This window comes from Lysobacter lycopersici, assembly GCF_007556775.1.
Classification (GTDB): domain Bacteria; phylum Pseudomonadota; class Gammaproteobacteria; order Xanthomonadales; family Xanthomonadaceae; genus Pseudoluteimonas; species Pseudoluteimonas lycopersici.
The window spans coordinates 1822855-1838521 of the sequence record NZ_CP041742.1; the positions used below are offsets into that span (position 1 = coordinate 1822855).

Annotated in this window: 20 protein-coding genes; 15 read left to right on the plus strand and 5 right to left on the minus strand. The window is 66.6% G+C overall.

Features of this window, described 5'->3' with window-relative positions; genetic code table 11:
• The first annotated feature begins 50 nt into the window (after positions 1 to 50).
• The 6 genes from FNZ56_RS09065 to FNZ56_RS09090 all read left to right on the plus strand — a co-directional run bounded on the left by FNZ56_RS09065 (position 51) and on the right by FNZ56_RS09090 (position 4429).
• Positions 51 to 842, plus strand: coding sequence for an ABC transporter ATP-binding protein (locus tag FNZ56_RS09065; protein WP_143879527.1), 792 nt, complete (start codon positions 51 to 53; stop codon positions 840 to 842).
• A gap of 139 nt (positions 843 to 981) precedes the next feature.
• Entirely contained in the window at positions 982 to 1731 is a 750-nt protein-coding gene (locus FNZ56_RS09070) for an MlaE family lipid ABC transporter permease subunit (protein ID WP_143879528.1), read from the plus strand.
• Positions 1732 to 1873: 142 nt separating this feature from the next.
• A complete protein-coding gene (gene mlaD / locus FNZ56_RS09075) occupies positions 1874 to 2386 on the plus strand; it encodes an outer membrane lipid asymmetry maintenance protein MlaD (RefSeq protein ID WP_143879529.1) in 513 nt (170 codons plus the stop codon).
• Positions 2383 to 3030: an MlaC/ttg2D family ABC transporter substrate-binding protein gene (locus FNZ56_RS09080; protein WP_143879530.1), complete on the plus strand. Its 648-nt coding sequence runs from the start codon at positions 2383 to 2385 to the stop codon at positions 3028 to 3030. Before mlaD ends, FNZ56_RS09080 begins: the two co-directional genes overlap by 4 nt.
• Positions 3014 to 3307 (plus strand): STAS domain-containing protein, encoded by a 294-nt coding sequence (locus FNZ56_RS09085; protein ID WP_143879531.1) that lies wholly within the window; start codon positions 3014 to 3016, stop codon positions 3305 to 3307. Before FNZ56_RS09080 ends, FNZ56_RS09085 begins: the two co-directional genes overlap by 17 nt.
• 33 nt (positions 3308 to 3340) lie before the next feature.
• Complete coding sequence (locus FNZ56_RS09090) at positions 3341 to 4429, plus strand: MlaA family lipoprotein (protein ID WP_143879532.1); 1089 nt, start codon at positions 3341 to 3343, stop codon at positions 4427 to 4429.
• A 3-nt stretch (positions 4430 to 4432) separates the two neighbouring features.
• Here FNZ56_RS09090 and rmuC read toward each other — a convergent pair whose 3' ends face one another.
• Positions 4433 to 5719, minus strand: a complete 1287-nt coding sequence (gene rmuC, locus FNZ56_RS09095) for a DNA recombination protein RmuC (protein ID WP_143879533.1) — start codon at positions 5717 to 5719, stop codon at positions 4433 to 4435.
• A 101-nt stretch (positions 5720 to 5820) separates the two neighbouring features.
• Between rmuC and FNZ56_RS09100 the strand changes: the two genes are divergently transcribed.
• The 5 genes from FNZ56_RS09100 to FNZ56_RS09120 all read left to right on the plus strand — a co-directional run bounded on the left by FNZ56_RS09100 (position 5821) and on the right by FNZ56_RS09120 (position 8616).
• Positions 5821 to 6654: a DUF2971 domain-containing protein gene (locus tag FNZ56_RS09100; protein WP_143879534.1), complete on the plus strand. Its 834-nt coding sequence runs from the start codon at positions 5821 to 5823 to the stop codon at positions 6652 to 6654.
• Positions 6655 to 6717: 63 nt separating this feature from the next.
• Positions 6718 to 7266: a DUF998 domain-containing protein gene (locus FNZ56_RS09105; RefSeq protein ID WP_143879535.1), complete on the plus strand. Its 549-nt coding sequence runs from the start codon at positions 6718 to 6720 to the stop codon at positions 7264 to 7266.
• Between the two features lie 61 nt (positions 7267 to 7327).
• Positions 7328 to 7573 carry a DUF6868 family protein gene (locus tag FNZ56_RS09110; protein ID WP_143879536.1) on the plus strand — a complete coding sequence of 82 codons (246 nt, stop codon included), beginning with the start codon at positions 7328 to 7330 and terminating at the stop codon, positions 7571 to 7573.
• 6 nt (positions 7574 to 7579) lie between these two features.
• Complete coding sequence (locus FNZ56_RS09115) at positions 7580 to 7981, plus strand: DUF3052 family protein (RefSeq protein ID WP_143879537.1); 402 nt, start codon at positions 7580 to 7582, stop codon at positions 7979 to 7981.
• 47 nt (positions 7982 to 8028) lie between these two features.
• Positions 8029 to 8616: a methyltransferase family protein gene (locus FNZ56_RS09120; protein ID WP_143879538.1), complete on the plus strand. Its 588-nt coding sequence runs from the start codon at positions 8029 to 8031 to the stop codon at positions 8614 to 8616.
• A gap of 7 nt (positions 8617 to 8623) precedes the next feature.
• On the opposite strand, the gene FNZ56_RS09125 is transcribed toward FNZ56_RS09120, so the two are convergent.
• A complete protein-coding gene (locus FNZ56_RS09125) occupies positions 8624 to 9694 on the minus strand; it encodes a DUF5694 domain-containing protein (RefSeq protein ID WP_407070489.1) in 1071 nt (356 codons plus the stop codon).
• Between the two features lie 72 nt (positions 9695 to 9766).
• Positions 9767 to 10936: a class I SAM-dependent rRNA methyltransferase gene (locus FNZ56_RS09130; protein WP_143879539.1), complete on the minus strand. Its 1170-nt coding sequence runs from the start codon at positions 10934 to 10936 to the stop codon at positions 9767 to 9769.
• Between the two features lie 221 nt (positions 10937 to 11157).
• On the opposite strand from FNZ56_RS09130, the gene FNZ56_RS09135 reads away from it, so the two are divergent.
• Genes FNZ56_RS09135 through FNZ56_RS09145 form a run of 3 tightly spaced genes read left to right on the plus strand, consistent with a single transcriptional unit; the run spans position 11158 to position 13359 of the window.
• On the plus strand, positions 11158 to 12111 hold the full coding sequence (locus tag FNZ56_RS09135; protein WP_143879540.1) for a TerC family protein: 954 nt from the start codon (positions 11158 to 11160) through the stop codon (positions 12109 to 12111).
• A 46-nt stretch (positions 12112 to 12157) separates the two neighbouring features.
• Positions 12158 to 12925: a rhomboid family intramembrane serine protease gene (locus FNZ56_RS09140; RefSeq protein ID WP_407070516.1), complete on the plus strand. Its 768-nt coding sequence runs from the start codon at positions 12158 to 12160 to the stop codon at positions 12923 to 12925.
• Between the two features lie 2 nt (positions 12926 to 12927).
• On the plus strand, positions 12928 to 13359 hold the full coding sequence (locus tag FNZ56_RS09145; protein WP_143879542.1) for a pyrimidine dimer DNA glycosylase/endonuclease V: 432 nt from the start codon (positions 12928 to 12930) through the stop codon (positions 13357 to 13359).
• Positions 13360 to 13363: 4 nt separating this feature from the next.
• Here FNZ56_RS09145 and FNZ56_RS09150 read toward each other — a convergent pair whose 3' ends face one another.
• On the minus strand, positions 13364 to 14005 hold the full coding sequence (locus FNZ56_RS09150; protein ID WP_143879543.1) for a DUF2238 domain-containing protein: 642 nt from the start codon (positions 14003 to 14005) through the stop codon (positions 13364 to 13366).
• Between the two features lie 74 nt (positions 14006 to 14079).
• Here FNZ56_RS09150 and phhA point away from each other — a divergent pair, with 74 nt between their 5' ends.
• Positions 14080 to 14970, plus strand: coding sequence for a phenylalanine 4-monooxygenase (phhA, locus tag FNZ56_RS09155; RefSeq protein WP_143879544.1), 891 nt, complete (start codon positions 14080 to 14082; stop codon positions 14968 to 14970).
• Here the strand turns inward: phhA and FNZ56_RS09160 are convergent.
• Positions 14967 to 15665, minus strand: a complete 699-nt coding sequence (locus FNZ56_RS09160; RefSeq protein ID WP_143879545.1) for a helix-turn-helix transcriptional regulator — start codon at positions 15663 to 15665, stop codon at positions 14967 to 14969. The two genes, phhA and FNZ56_RS09160, sit on opposite strands and share 4 nt — an antisense overlap.
• Positions 15666 to 15667: the final 2 nt, after the last annotated feature.

The window sequence follows — 15667 nt, forward strand, 5'->3', positions numbered from 1 at the left end:
GCGACACTGCGCCGGTTGCGCCAGGGACCAGCGCGTTCCGACCCCACACGATGAGCGACGACACCCCCACCCCCGCCGTGCGTTTGCGCGATGTCCGCCTCGACCGCGGCGGCCGCACCGTGCTCGACGGCATCGATTTCGAGGCGCCGCGCGGCGGCATCGTCGCGGTGCTCGGCCCCTCGGGCAGCGGCAAGTCGACCCTGCTCGCCGCGCTCACCGGCGAACTGCCGCCGGCCGCGGGCACGGTCGAAGTGCTCGGGCAGGTCGTTCCGACCCGCCAGCGCGAATTGCTGGAACTGCGCAAGCACGTCGGCGTGCTGCTGCAGGGCAACGGCCTGCTCACCGACCTCACCGCCGCCGAGAACGTGGCGCTGCCGCTGCGCACGCATGCGCGCCTGCCGAAACCGGTGCTCGACCGGCTGGTGGCGATGAAGCTCGGCGCGGTCGGCCTGCACGCCGCCGCGAACCTCTATCCGCGCGAACTCTCCGGCGGCATGGCGCGGCGCGTGGCGCTGGCGCGCGCGCTGGCCCTCGACCCGCCCTTGATGATCTACGACGAACCGCTGACCGGGCTCGACCCCATCGCCGCGGGCGTGATCATGCGATTGATCGCGCGGCTCAACGCCAGCCTCGGCATGACCAGCATCATCGTCAGCCACCACGTGCACGAAACCCTGCCGATCAGCGATCGCGCCATCGTGATCGCGAATGGCGGCATCGTGTTCTCGGGCACGCCGGCCGAACTCGAGCGCAGCGAGGATCCGCTGATCCGCCAGTTCCTCGCCGGCAGTCCCGATGGCCCGATTCGTTTCGACGGCGCCCTCGGCGCGGAGGCGGCGTGATGCAGCCCCAAACCATCCTTTTGCCGTCGTCCCAGCGAACGCTGGGACCCATTTTGACTTTCAGCCCCAAGTCCCTGGCGAAGAGCAAGATGGATGCCTGCTTGCGCTGGCATGACGGGCAAATTTTGGAGGCGGCGTGATGCCGTTCGTTGCCGCCACCCGCTCGCTCGGCCGTGCCGGACTGTTCTCGCTGTCGGTGCTGCGCGCGTCGAAACCGACCGCGGATTTCTTCGCCGAGCTGGTGCGCGAGATCTACAAGATCGGCGCGCGCAGCCTGCCGATCATCGCGGTCGGCGGCGCCTTCGTCGGCTTGTCGGTCACGCTGCTTGGTTATCGCGCGCTGGATACCTACGGCGCGTCGAACCAGATCAGCGCGCTGGTCGGGTTGGGCCTGTATCGCGAACTCGCGCCGGTGCTGACCGCGTTGCTGTTCATCGGCCGCGCGGGTTCGTCGATTGCCGCCGAACTCGGGCTGATGCGCGCCACCGACCAGATCACCGCGCTCGGGCTGATGGCGATCGATCCGGTGGCGAAGGCGGTGGCGCCGCGCTTCTGGGCCGCGATCATTTGCGTACCGCTGCTCACCGCGTTCTTCTGCACCTTCGCGATCTGCGCCAGCTGGTTCGAGGCGGTGCGCGTGATCGGCCTCGACGGCGGCGCGTTCTGGCAGGTGATGAAGGACGCGGTCGACTTCGACAAGGATTTCGTCTTCGCCTTCGTCAAGGCGGCGGTGTTCGGCGGTACCGCGGCGCTGGTCGCGGCCTACGTCGGCTTCCACGCCGAGCCGACGATCGAAGGCACCTCGGTCGCGACCACGCGCGCGGTGGTGAACGCCTCGCTGTTGGTGCTGATGTTCAACTTCGTTTTGTCCGCGTTTTTGTTCCGATGAACGCGAATCCGCATTTCGCTTTTGCTCGTCATCCCGGCGCAGGCCGGGATCCAGTGTCTTTCGCTCGATCCGGCATCAGGGCAAAGACACTGGATTCCCGCTTTCGCGGGAATGACGGCTTGGATCAATTGAGGAAATGACCATGTCCCTCCGTGGCCCACGTCTCGAATTCGCGGTCGGCGCCTTCCTGCTGCTGGCGCTGGCCTCGCTGCTGGTGCTCGCGCTGGCCTCGACCAATGGCCGCTTCGACCTCGGCGGCGGCGGCAGCTATCCGCTGAAGGCGCGCTTCACCAACATCGGCCAGTTGCGGCTCGCCGCGCCGGTGAAGATCGGCGGCGTCACCATCGGCCGCGTGGCGAAGATCGACCTCGACCCGGTCAAGCTCGACTCGGTGCTGACGCTCGACATCGACGACCGCTACAAGGACCTCCCGGCCGACACCTCGGCGGGCATCCTCACCGCAGGCCTGCTCGGCGAAAGCTTCGTCGGGCTGTCGCCGGGCGGCGACCCGGAACCGCTCAAGCCGGGCGACGAGATCGCCTACACCACGCCTTCGGTCGACCTGATCCAGATGGTCGGCAAGTACATGTTCAGCGGCGGGGGCTCATCCTCCGCGCCCGCAAAGCCCGCTCCTGAAACGGAACCCCCGCAATGAAAGCCGTCCTGACCGCCCTCGCCCTTGCCTGCGCCACCCTGGCCGTCGCGGCCACCGCGCCGGTGCAGGCCGCCACGGCCGCCGCCGCGATGCCCGCGCCCTCGCGCATGGTGCTGGACAACAGCACCCGCGTGATCGCTTCGCTGGAAAAGCGCCGCGCCGAGTTCAATCGCAACCCGGCCGCGCTGCGCAGCTTCATTTCCAGCGAGTTCAGCCAGATGTTCGACAAGGACTACGCCGCGCGCCAGGTGTTGGGTCGCCACGCGCGCGGCGCCACTGACGCCGACGTGGCCAACTTCGCCGACGCGCTCACCAACAACCTGATGCAGCGCTACGGCTCCTCGCTGCTCGCGTTCAACACCAAGCTCACCGCGCGGGTGAAGTCGCAGAGCGACCTGCCGCGCGGGCTGGGCGTGAAGGTGTCCAGCGAGCTGGTGCGCAGCGGCGGCGAACCGATCCCGGTCGACTACCTGCTGCGCCAGTCCGGCGGCACGTGGAAGGTGTTCGACGTGATGGTGGAAGGCGTGTCGTTCGTGCAGACCTTCCGCGCCCAGTTCGACGCCGAGCTGCAGAACAAGACCATCGCCCAGGTCGCGCAGGAACTGCGCAACGGCAGCCTCCAGGCCGATGCGAACAGCCACTGACGCCGCGCGCGTCGTCCGCGAGGGCGACGCGTTGCGTTTCCACGGACCGGTGCTGCGCGACCGCGTCGCCACGCTGTGGCTGGCCGCGATCCCGCTGCTCGCGGGCGCGGCCACGCTCGACCTCGGCGGGGTGACCGAGCTCGACAGCGCCGGGCTGGCGCTGTTCGGCGAACTGATGCAGCGCAACGCCGCATTGCAACTGGCCGCGACGCCCGCGGATTTCGAGGCGCTGCGCCAGGCCTACCGATTGGACACCCGGCTGCAGCCGCTGGCCTGACGGCCGCCGCGCGCCAGCGGTTAAACTGACGCCATGCGCCCCCACGCATTCCTCCCCGCCCGCCTCGTCGCGGTTGCGTTTCTCGCCGCCATGCTCGGCGCCTGCGCGAGCGCCGGCAGCGCGCGCGCGAATGCCGATGGCGACGCCTCGGTGCCGGTGTCCACCGCCGCGCCGACGACGCCTGCGACCACGACCACGACCACGCCTGCGAACGCCGATGCCGTCGCTCCGATGGCGAACGCCGACGACGGCGCGACGACCGCGATCGCCGACGAAACGCCTTCGACGGCTCCGGTCGATGCGACGAACGCGCCTGCCGCCACCGACGCGACCACGCAGGCCGAGGACGACTACGCCGCGATCTACGGCAGCGATGCCGACGCGACTTCGGCGAACGGGCGCAACCCGAGCGATCCGTGGGAACCGTTCAACCGCCACGTGCACCACTTCAACAACGGCGTCGACCGTTATATCGCCAAGCCGCTGGCGCGCGGCTACATGAAGATCGCGCCGCCGCCGGTGCGGCTGGGCATCGGCAATTTCTTCAGCAACCTCGGCCAGCCGGTCAGCGCGATCAACGCGCTGCTGCAGGGCCGGCCGAAGCAGGCCGGGCAATCGCTGGGCCGCTTCGCGGTGAACTTCACCATCGGCGTGCTCGGCTTCTTCGACCCGGCGACGCGCTTCGGCATCCCCAACCGCAGCGAGGATTTCGGGCAGACGCTGGCGCGCTGGGGCTGGAAACGTTCGCGTTACCTCGAATTGCCCTTCCTCGGCCCGCGCACCCTGCGCGATGCCTTCGGCGGCGCGGTCGAGGCGCCGCTGTCGCCGCTGGCGCAGATCGAGGAAGACCGCGTGCGCGTGTTCCTGCAGGGCCTGCAGTTGGTCGACCTGCGCACCAACCTGTTCGCCGCCGACAGTTTCCGCGAAGACGCCTACGACGATTACGCCCTGACCCGCGACGCGTGGCTGCAGCGCCGGAATTACCAGATCGACACCAACAATTCCGATGCCGACGCGGCGCTGCCATCGTACCTGCAGGACGATTCCGCGCCCGCTTCGACGACACCGGATTCGAGCATCAATCCACCGCAGGACACGCCGGCGCCGCAACCGGCGCATTGAGCCTCAGTCGCGCGGCGCGTCTTCGTCGAGGCCGAGCGCGCCCTGCGCTTCGCTGCCGGGCAGCGCTTCCACCCCGCGCAACTGCCGTTCGATCGCGCGCGTGCGCACGCCGGCCTGCTTGAGGCTGTTCTGCACGGTATTCAGCTGCTTGTCGGCGCTTTCCAGCACGCCGGCGAACTTGCCGAATTCGGTCTTGACCGTGCCCAGCAATTGCCAGACCTCGCTGGAACGCTTTTCGATGGCCAGCGTGCGGAAGCCCATCTGCAGCGCGTTCAACACCGCGAGCAGCGTGGTCGGCCCGACCAGGGTGATGCGATGCTCGCGTTGCAGCGCGTCGAACAGCCCCGGCCGGCGGATCGCCTCGGCGTACAGGCCTTCGGTCGGCAGGAACAGCAGCGCGAAATCGGTGGTGTGCGGCGGACCGACGTATTTCTCGCGGATCTTCTTCGCCTCGTCGCGCAAACGCCGCTCCAGCGCCTGCCCCGCCTGCTGCGCCAGCGCCACATCGGCGCGTTCGTGCGCGTCGAGCAGGCGTTCGTAATCCTCGCGCGGGAACTTCGCGTCCACCGGCAGCCACACCGTGCCGTCCGCGCTTCCCGGCAATTTCAGCGCGAATTCCACGCGTTCATTCGAACCCGGCAAGGTCGCCACGTTCGCCGCGTACTGTTCGCGGGTGAGGATCTGTTCCAGCAGCGCGCCGAGCTGGGTTTCGCCGAAGGTGCCGCGGTCCTTGACGTTGGTCAGCACGCGCTTCAAATCTCCGACGCCGCTGGCCAGCGACTGCATTTCGCCGAGGCCGCGCTGCACCGCTTCCAGCCGCTCCGACACGAGACGGAAACTCTCGCCCAGCCGCGTTTCGAGCGTGGCCTGCAATTTCTCGTCCACCGTCGCGCGCATCTGCTCCAGCTTCTGTTCGTTGCCGGCCTGCAGCGACTTCAGTTGCGATTCCAGCGTGGCGCGCAGTTCGCCCAGGGTCTGCGTGTTGCGGTCGCCGAGTTCGCGCAATCGCGCAGCAAGGCTTTCCTCGAATTGCTGCTGGCGCGCGGCCAGGCCGTTGCGCGATTTGTGCGCGTCGTCGGTCAGTGCGGCGCGCAGTTCGTCCAGCCGCGCGTCGGTGCGCTGGATGGAATCGGCCAGCTGCCCGCGCAACTCGCCCCGCCCTTCCCGCTGCTCCTCGCGCAAGGCGTTTTCCAGCGCGCGTTCCGGGCGGCGGAGCAGGAGTACGATCAACAGCACCACGGCCAGCGCCGCCAGCACGGTTCCGATCAGCAGCAGGGTCTGGGTGTCCATGCGGACAGTCTAGCGGGACGGGTCGCGCGGGGTGAGACGGGGATGTAGAGGCTTTATTGGCCAGAACCCACCTGGTTGTCACTATTTCAGAGCCGAGCCTAATGTCGATTATCTACGGCCTCAAAGATAGCGATCGATACATCTATCACTACACCAAGCCCGACAAGGCCATCGAATACATTCTGCGTAATAAAACTTTGCTACTAAATTCTTTTGCAAGAACAAACGATCCGAAAGAATCGAAAGACTGGCGGCTCACGCCTTGGACCACCAATCCTTTGCCGTCTAACGATTTCCTTGACGAGTCTTTGCCAAAAGTAATTGCTAGCAAGCTAAAGCTGCCCATTCACCTCGCTTGCTTCTGCACAGATGCGCCAGACCTTTCTGGCAGCCACTTAGACGACATTCTACTGAGAGGGCTGGCCAGGCCACGAATGTGGGCGCAATACGCGCAAGACCACGAAGGCTTCTGTCTCGTCTTTGATAAAGAAAAGATCCTTTCACAGATGAGGCAGCAATTTTCCAAGAATTCGTTTTTATTCGGCCTTGTTTCTTACAAGGATCGCTCTTTTGTAACCAGCCTTGAACCTAATGCGTTTCGCCTTGAATTCGACAAACTGCAAGAGCTTGGGACTGAAGCATACGTGAGAGCACATATGCTCACTTATTTCAAGGAACTTTATTTCGAAAAGCTTGAGGACTGGCGCGATGAAAGAGAGTGGCGCGTTCTGATGTTAGATCACTATGGAGAGCCTCCTCTAATTGATATCCGAGAATCGCTGGTTAGCGTGATACACGGTGCAAGTACGAGCGTCGAAGATAGTGGCCGTGCTGTTTCTCTCACATCTGAGTTAGGAATCACACACACTCGCCTTTACTGGATCAATCACTCGCCTTGGTACGACCTTGGAAGCGTGCCTTGGTCCCATGCCTGACCCAAAGCCACCTCGTTAAAACCACAACTTATCCTCGTTATTTTCCGTATCGCAGAAGAACAAATGCCGGCAACCGCAATCACCATCGTCGCCGCGCTGTACCTGTTCGTCGCGTTGATCGCGCTCGCGCCGCGCAAACCGGGCTACAGCCACTTCCGGCATTCCATCAGTGAAATCGGCGAAACCGGCGCGCCGCACCAGCGCTTCGTGGCGCTTGGCCTGTTCCTTCCCGTCGGCCTGGCCCTGCTGCTCGTCGCCTTCCTGCTTCGTCCCGCGCTGCCCGCGGCGGCGACGGCGCTCGCGCTGTGCCTCGCCATCGGCTACATCGGCGCGGCCGTGTTTCCCTGCGACCCCGGCTCGCCCATGTCCGGTACGTGGCGACAGGGCCTGCACAACCTCGCCGGCGGCGTGGAATACATCGGCGGCGGCTTCGCGCTGATGGCGCTCTCCGAAAACCTCGGACAGCCCTTCAAACTCGCCGGGTTCATCGTGCTCGGCGCCGCGATCGCGATTTCCGTCGTTCCTTCCAGTCCTGTTCGCGGCCTCATCCAGCGCATCGCGGAAACCTGCCTGTTCGGCGGCCTCGCGTGGGCTTCGTGGCAGGCCGCGTAATCCCCAAGGCCTTCACCGCGTCCGGTCCAGGATGCTTCCATCGTCCCGCGAGGATCCCGCCATGCACGACCACCTCGTCTTCCGCTTCCTGCTGTTCTCGACGCTCATCAACTACGCGGTGCTGATCGCCTGGTTCCTCGCCTTCGTCAACGCGCGCGAATGGATGCGCGGCTTGCACGGGCGCTGGTTCAGGCTGCCGGACGCGACCTTCGACGCGATCCACTACGGCGGCATGGCCGTGTACAAGATCGGCATCCTGTTGTTCAACCTGATGCCGCTGCTGGCGTTGTTGCTGCTGCGCCGCTGAACGCGCATGGCCGGGTATTCCGGAACGCCATTGCCGAAGAAACTCGGGCTCGCGCCGGGCATGCGCGTCTGCGCCATCGGTTGCGAGGGTTACGTCGAGCTGGTCGGCGCGGCGAACCTCGATCTCGCGATGCAGGCGAAACCCGGTTCGACCACCGACCTCGTACACCTGTTCGCCACACGACGCGGCGAACTCGAAAAGCGACTACCGGCATTGCGCAAGGCCTTGCAACCGGACGCCGTGGTCTGGGTGTCGTGGCCGAAGAAAGCCTCGAAAGTCCAAACCGACATCGTTGAAGACACGATCCGCGAGATCGCGCTGCCGCTGGGTTTCGTCGACGTCAAGGTCTGCGCGGTCGACGCGGTCTGGTCCGGGCTGAAGCTGGTGGTGCGGAAAGACCTTCGCTGAAACCCGCGGACGCGCTAGGCTCCGCGTTCCTCCCGACGACGACTTCCATGCCCCCCTTCTTCGAACACGGATTGCGCGCCTGCTGGTTCGTCGTCATCGCTTACTGGATCTGGTCCGCGCGCCGGGTCAAGGCGCCCAAGCTGCGCGAATCGCTGGCGAAGCGCTTCCTCGTTCACTGGCTGCCTCTGATCGTCGCGGTGTACCTGCTCGGCCCGGGCGAATGGTTCGGGCATTCGCCGCTGCGCGAACAGTTCGTGCCGCATACGACGCTCGTGTATTCGCTCGGACTGCTGCTGTGCGTGGCCGGCGCGGCGTTGGCGATCTGGTCGCGCGCGATCCTCGGCGCGAACTGGAGCGCGCAGGTGCAGATCAAGCAGGGGCATGAATTGATCCAACGCGGGCCGTACGCACTGGTCCGCCACCCGATCTACACCGGGCTGATCCTGCTGTTCGCCGGCAACGCAGTGATGGTCGGCGACTGGCGCGGGGTGCTCGCGGTGGCGATCGTCGTGGTGTCGTTCTGGCGCAAATACCTGCTGGAGGAAAAGCTGATGACGCAGGAATTCGGCCAGGCCTACCTCGACTACCGCAAGCGCACGTATCCGCTGTTCCCGCCGCTGCGCCTCTCGGCCTGAGCCGCGCCTACTCCAACACCTGTTCCGCGTCGACGATGTCAACGCCCTGCATCTGCTCGAGCAGGCCGTCGAACCAGGGCTTGTGCGAGGAACCAACCACCGACAGCACGCGCGCACCGGGATGTTCGCGGAAAGTGGCGTGCACGTTCGCGGCCATGCGCAGGTTGCGGGTTTCCCAACCGCCGACGTACTGCCGGCCGTAGCGTTGCGGCGATGGTTCCGCCAGCGCCTGGCCGAAATCGCTGGCGATGGCGAGCCGCAGCACCTCCGGCGAATTGACCGCGCGATAGGTCGCGAGCATGTCGCCGGACTTGTGCAGCGCATCCACGTGTTCGCGCGACTTCAATGCTTCCGCGCTGGCGCCATGCCAGGCCTCGGTGATCGCCTTGCCGAAGGCGTCTTCGTCGTCGATGTCGAGGTTGTCGCCGGTGTGGTCGTCGACCGGGAACACGCGCTGCAGGCCGAGTCGCGCGGCGAGCCGCGCCGCGATCTGCACGTTCTCGTTGCGGCCGGATTCGCGCTTGCGCAGTCCTTGCGCCAGCGCGTCGTCGAGCCCGTCGCCGGCATGGCGCTCGGCATCGGGCAATTGCAGCCATTGCACCATCGCCGAGGACGGATCGCCGGCGGCGAGGAACAACGCGGCGAGGTGGCGGCGTTGCGAAGGCGCGGGTTGCGATGGCCAGGCCTTGAGCGTGGCGTCGACCTGGTCGAGCGCGGCCCAGGTATCGATGCCGAGCGCGGCCTGTGCGGGCGCGACGTCGGGGCAGTAGTCCTCGATCGCCTGCTTGTAGGCGACGCGATGGCGCATGACTTCGCAGGTTTCGCCCGAGAGTCCTTCGATGGTGATGATGTCCGGCTTGTACGCGGCCAGCCGTTGCAGCACCGGCTGCAACGCGGCGGGATCGAATTTCTCCGGCCCACCCTGCGACAGGTGCACCGTACCGAGCACCAGCACCTGCGTGCGCGGGCCGGGCATGGCCGCGTCCAGCGTCGACAGGTCGACGCGCTCTTGTGCGAAACCCGCAGGCGACAGCGACAGGCACAACGCGAACGCGGCGACACACTTCTTCATGGCCATCTCGTTGTTCTTTGTTCTTTGCGGGGGCGAATCCGGAAGGATGCGCCGGCATCTGGCCTGGTTTAAACGGACTCAGTCCACGACCCGACAGAACACCGCCTTGAGGTAGCGCGATTCCGGAACCTGCGCCAGGAACGGATGATCGGGGCCGGCGCCTGCGACCTTCAGCACCTGCACCGTGCGCCCGGCGTAGAACGCGGCGCGGCGCAGCATGTCGAGGAACTGTTCCTCGCTGACGAGTCCCGTGCACGAGAACGTGGCGAACAAGCCACCCGGCTTGACCACGCCCAGCGCGAGCTTGTTCATGTCGAGGTATTTCTTCAGCGCGGCGATGACCTGCTCGCGGTCGCGGGTCATCTTGGCCGGATCGAGGATCACCACGTCGAAGCGCTCGCCGTTGTTCGCCGCATCGCGCAACCACGGGAAGATGTCGGCCTGCACGAAGCGCGGACGCACCTTGTTGAGATGCGCGTTCTCCTTCGCGATGTCGATCACAGCCGCATCGATGTCGATGCCGACCACCTCGCTCGCGCCGCGCGCCGCGGCGTACACCGCGAAACCGCCGGTGTTGCAGCACAGGTCGAGCACGCGCTTGCCCTCGCACTGGTGAGACAGCCATTCGCGGTTCTCACGCTGGTCGGCGAAGAAGCCGGTCTTGTGCGCGCCGGCCGGATCGGCGCGGAATTTGATGCCGTATTCGGTGACCACCGCCGGCTGCGTGCCGAGCGTGTCCTTGTAGTCGAAGCTTTCCTGCTTCTGCACGTGTTCGTCGGCGAAGCTGTGGAAGCGGCAACCGGGGTACAGCTCGCGCAGCGCGTTGAAGATCCATTCGCGGTGCCGCCACGCGCCGGCGCTGAAGAATTCGACCACGAGCAGGTCGTCGTAGCGGTCGATCACCAGGCCACTGATGCCGTCGCCCTCGCTATGGAACACGCGCCATGCGTTCGAAATTTCGTCGAGCTTGAGGATGTCGCGGCGGAGATTGACGGCTTCTCCGATCTTGCGCGCGAACCACGCGGCATCCACCGCGACATCCGGATCGGTCTCGAGCATGCGCAGGGCGATGCGAGAATGGCCGTTGTAGAAACCGCGGCCGATCCAGGTCCCGTCCACGCCGGCCACCTCGACGATGCTGCCCGGCTTGGGCCGCTGCGCGGGCTTCTCGACCAGGCGCTGGAAGATCCACGGGTGGGTGGAATGCCAGGCGTTCTTGAGGCGGACGGTGGGCAGCGGCTCGTTCATGCAGGCTTTCACGGCGGCTTGTGCCGGATGCGCTATTGTCGCCCAGGAAGGGGAGTAACTCCGCACGCGATCGTCGTCATGACGGGCCTGTCGCAAGACACCAGCCCCGGCGCCGCGGCAGGCCACCGGCCTGTGAGTGAGACCTTCGCCGCACGGCGAAGCGCGCCCTTTCCATGCAGCCCGCATGGTCGCGACCGCCGGCCCACGTGGTGGAGGCTCGCATGGACACGATCGGTTCCCCCATGCTCTGGCTGGTGTTCGGCGGCGTCGTGATCGCCGCGCTGCTGGTCGACCTGGTGCTGATGCGCCACGGCGGCCCGCACAAGGTCACGTTCAAGGAAGCCGCGTGGTGGAGCCTGGGCTGGATCGCGCTGGCGATGGCCTTCAATGCCTGGCTGTGGCGCCACGGCGTGCAGCAGTTCGGCGTCGAGGCCGGCAACCGCATCGGCATGGAATTCCTGACCGGCTACCTAGTCGAGAAGGCGCTGGCGGTCGACAACATCTTCGTGTTCCTGATGATCTTCAGCTACTTCGCGGTGCCGGAGGTGCAGCGACAACGGGTGCTGGTGATCGGCATCATCGGCGCGATCATGCTTCGCGCGATCCTGATCTTCGCCGGCGCGCTGCTGCTGGCGAAGTTCCACTGGATCCTCTACCTGTTCGGCGCGTTCCTGCTGCTGACCGGAATCAAGATGGCGCTGGCCGCGGGCAAGGAACCGAACCTCGAGGTCAACCCGGCGCTGCGCTGGATGCGCGGCCACCTCAAGCTCACCGACGGCTACCACGGCAACGCGTTCAGCGTGCTGCGCGACGGTACTCGCTGGTACACGCCGCTGTTCGTCGTGGTCGCGCTGGTGGCGGTGACCGACGTGATCTTCGCGGTGGATTCGATCCCGGCGATCTTCGCGATCACCGACGATCCGTTCATCGTGCTGACCTCCAACGTGTTCGCGGTGCTCGGCCTGCGCGCGATGTTCTTCCTGCTGCAGGGCATGGCCGATCGCTTCCACCTGCTGCCCTACGGACTGGCGCTGGTGCTGGCCTTCATCGGCGTGAAGATGCTGCTGGTGGATGTCTACAAGATCCCGGTCCTGGCGTCGCTCGGCGTGGTCGCCGCGATCATCGGCGCGACCGTGGTCCTGAGCCTGCTGCGCCCGCGGCCGGATCCGCGCTGACGCGGCTTGCATTCGCCCGCGCCGCCCATACCCAAGGCCCATGCACCTGCCGCAGGCCGAACTTCCGCCCGACACCCCCGCGCAACGCCGCGCCGACCACCGGCGCCTGCTCGGCGCGTTCAATGCCGCGCTCGCCAGCGTGCTGCTGCTGTGCGTCTCCTACGCCGCGCAGCAGGGCTTCGACTGGGCGCCTTGGGCGGTGATCCCCGGTTCGCTGTCGGGATTGCGCGGCATCCTGACCGCACCGCTGCTGCATGGTTCCGGCGCGCATTTGTTGATGAATGCCTTGTCGCTGCTGGCGCTGGGTTCGCTCTCCGGCATCGCCTATCCGAAGGCGACGCTGCGCGCGCTGCCGTTGTTGTGGATCGGTTCCGGCCTGGGCGCGTGGTTGCTGGGCGAACCCGGCAGCCATCATCTCGGTGCCAGCGGCGTGGCGCATGGCCTCGGCTTTCTGCTGTTCACCCTCGGCCTGCTGCGCCGCGACCGCGCCGCGATCGCCACCGGCATGCTCGCCTTCGCGTTCTTCGGCGGCATGCTGCTGACGATTTTCCCGCGCGAACTCGGCGTGTCCTGGCAATCGCACCTCGGCGGCGCGCTGGCCGGCGTGCTGTCCGCGTTCCTGTTCCGCCACGCGGATCCGATCCTGCCGCGGCGCAAGTACAGTTGGGAGCTTGAGGAAGAACTCGCCGCGCAACAGGCCGCGCACGAACGCGATTCTCTGGAACCGCCATCGCCGACCGAGGTGCCGGTGCTGTGGCGCCGCGACGATGCGCCGCACGGCATCGTGCTGCGTTTCCCCGAGCGTCGCGACTGACAGTGCGCCTGTGGAGCCTGCATCCGCGCTACCTCGACCCGCAGGGCCTGGTCGCGCTGTGGCGGGAAACCCTGCTCGCGCGCAAGGTGCTGCGCGGCGAAACCCGCGGCTATCGCCACCATCCGCAGCTGCAGCGTTTCCGCGAAGCGCGCGATCCGCTCGCCGCGATCGACGCCTACCTCGCCGCGGTGCAGGCCGAGGCGACGGCGCGCGGCTATGCATTCGATCCTTCCAAGTTCGATGCGAGTGCGCGGGCAGAACCGATCGCGGTGGCGCGCGGCCAGCTCAAGCACGAATGGTCGCACCTCATGTGCAAGCTCGAAGTTCGCAGTCCGGAACTGCACGCACGCTGGCGCGACCTGCAACGACCGCGCGCGCATCCGTCGTTCCGGGTGGTGCCGGGCGGAGTCGCGGACTGGGAACGCGCCGGCTGAGGCCTCACTTCCCCGCGAGCACTGCCGCGCCGAGCTGGCGATTGTGCAGCCGCGACAACAACAGCAACGACGCGATCGCGCCGCACAGGCACAGGAACATGTCCCATTGCGTGTCCCAGGGATCGCCCTGGGTAGCGAGGAAGGCATCGGCATCGGCGCCGAAGGCCAGCGCGCTCCACCATTCGATCAATTCGAAGAAGGCCGAAAAGCTCAAGCATGCCGCGAGCACGAGGTAGACCAGCCAACCGCCACGGCGCAAGGGCGTGAGCCGCAACAGCAATTCGCGCGCGAGGATCGCCGGCACGAAGCCCTGCATCCAGTGGCCGACCCGATCCCAGGGATTGCGCGCGGTGTGCAACAGCTCCTGCAACCAGAAACCGGCCGGCGTTTGCGCGTAGGTGTAGGCGCCGCCGTGGATCAGCACCAGCGCGTGCGCGGCCAGCAGCCAGCACAGCAGGCGCGTCAGCGGGAAGGATTTCCATTTCCACGCGATCAGCGGCAACGCCAGCATCACCCAGACCGTTTCCAGCAACCAGGTGAGCCGGTCGTGGGCGATGGCCAGCGACAGCAGCAATGCGCCGACGACCAGCGCCAGCAATATGCGGCGTTCGACCGCCGTGGGCGGCACGGCAATGGATGCGGGCATGGCGGCCATCGCGCCGATGCTAGCGCCAATCGCGGCTACTGCCGTATGCGACCGCCGGGGGTACACTCCCCCGCATGGACAACAAGCCCGCCCGCCTCGAGAACCTGCACACCGACAAGGGCAAGGTGCCGGTGTACGCGACCGGGATCGTCACCCAGCCGTGGGACGACTACAGCGCCACCGACCACGACGTGTGGCGCCGCCTGTACGAACGCCAGCGCCGACTCCTCGTCGGCCGCGCTGCGGACGAATTCCTCGCCGCGCAGGACGCGATGGGCATGACGCCCGACCGCATCCCGAAGTTCGCCGACATGGACCAGGCGTTGCGCGACGCGACCGGCTGGACGCTGGTGGGTGTCGAAGGCCTGTTGCCGGAACTCGATTTCTTCGACCACCTCGCCAACCGCCGCTTCCCGGTGACGTGGTGGATCCGTCGCCCCGACCAGGTCGACTACATCGAGGAACCGGATCTTTTCCACGACCTGTTCGGGCACGTGCCGCTGCTGATGAACCCGGTGTTCGCCGACTACATGGCCGCCTACGGCCGCGGCGGGGTGAAGGCGCACGGCATCGGCCCCGAGGCGTTGCAGATGCTGACGCGCCTGTACTGGTACACGGTGGAGTTCGGCCTGATCCGGCAGAAGGATGGCCTGCGCATCTACGGCAGCGGCATCGTGTCGTCGAAGGGCGAATCGATCCATTGCCTCGACAGCGATGCGCCGAACCGCATCGGCTTCGACCTCGAGCGGATCATGCGCACGCGCTACCGCATCGACACCTACCAGAAGACCTACTTCGTCATCGACAGCTTCGAACAGCTGATGGACGCGACGCGCCCGGACTTCACCCCGATCTACGCACGCCTCGCCTCGCGGGATTCGATTCCCGCGGGCGACGTGCTCGAAGGCGACCTCGTGTTCAACAAGGGAACCGGCGAGGGCTGGGCGACCGACGCGGACGTCTAATCGATCGCGCCGGGATCCGCGCCGACCTTGCGCAAATAGGCGTCGAGACCGCGCTTCGCGTCGTCTTCGAACATTTCGCCGGTCGCTTCGAACGCGGCGATGCGATCCGGGCGGAAGCTGCGGAAATCGCGGCGCAGGCGGCACCAGGCGCCCAGCGTCCAGGTCCCGCCCCAGAACGACAGGCACAACGGTTCCACTTCGCGCGTGGTCGTTGCGTCGTCCTTGTCGCGATACTCTAGCCGCAGCACGGCACGCGCCTCGATCGCCGCGTGCAGGCGGTCGATCACGCCGCTGGCTTCGATGCGGTCGTCGAGTTCGGGCGCGAAGATGCGCGTGCGCCGCCCGCGTTCGCGCAGTTCCGGCGGCAGCACCGCGTTGATCTTCAGCAGTGCGGCGCTGGCGGCGCGGCCGAGGCGTTCACCGCCGAATGCGCGCACAAAGCGCGTGCCGACCACCAGCGCTTCGAGTTCATCCGCGGTGAACATCAGCGGCGGGATGTCCGCGCCCTTGCGCAGCATGTAACCGACCCCGGCCTCGCCTTCGATCGGCACACCGGAGCGTTGCAGGTCGGCGACGTCGCGGTAGATCGTGCGTAGCGACACGCCCAGCGTTTCGGCCAAGCCGCGCGCCGGCAGCGCAGTGCGGCGGCCGCGCAGGGCGTGGATGATCAGGAACAGGCGGTCGGCGCGGCGCATGC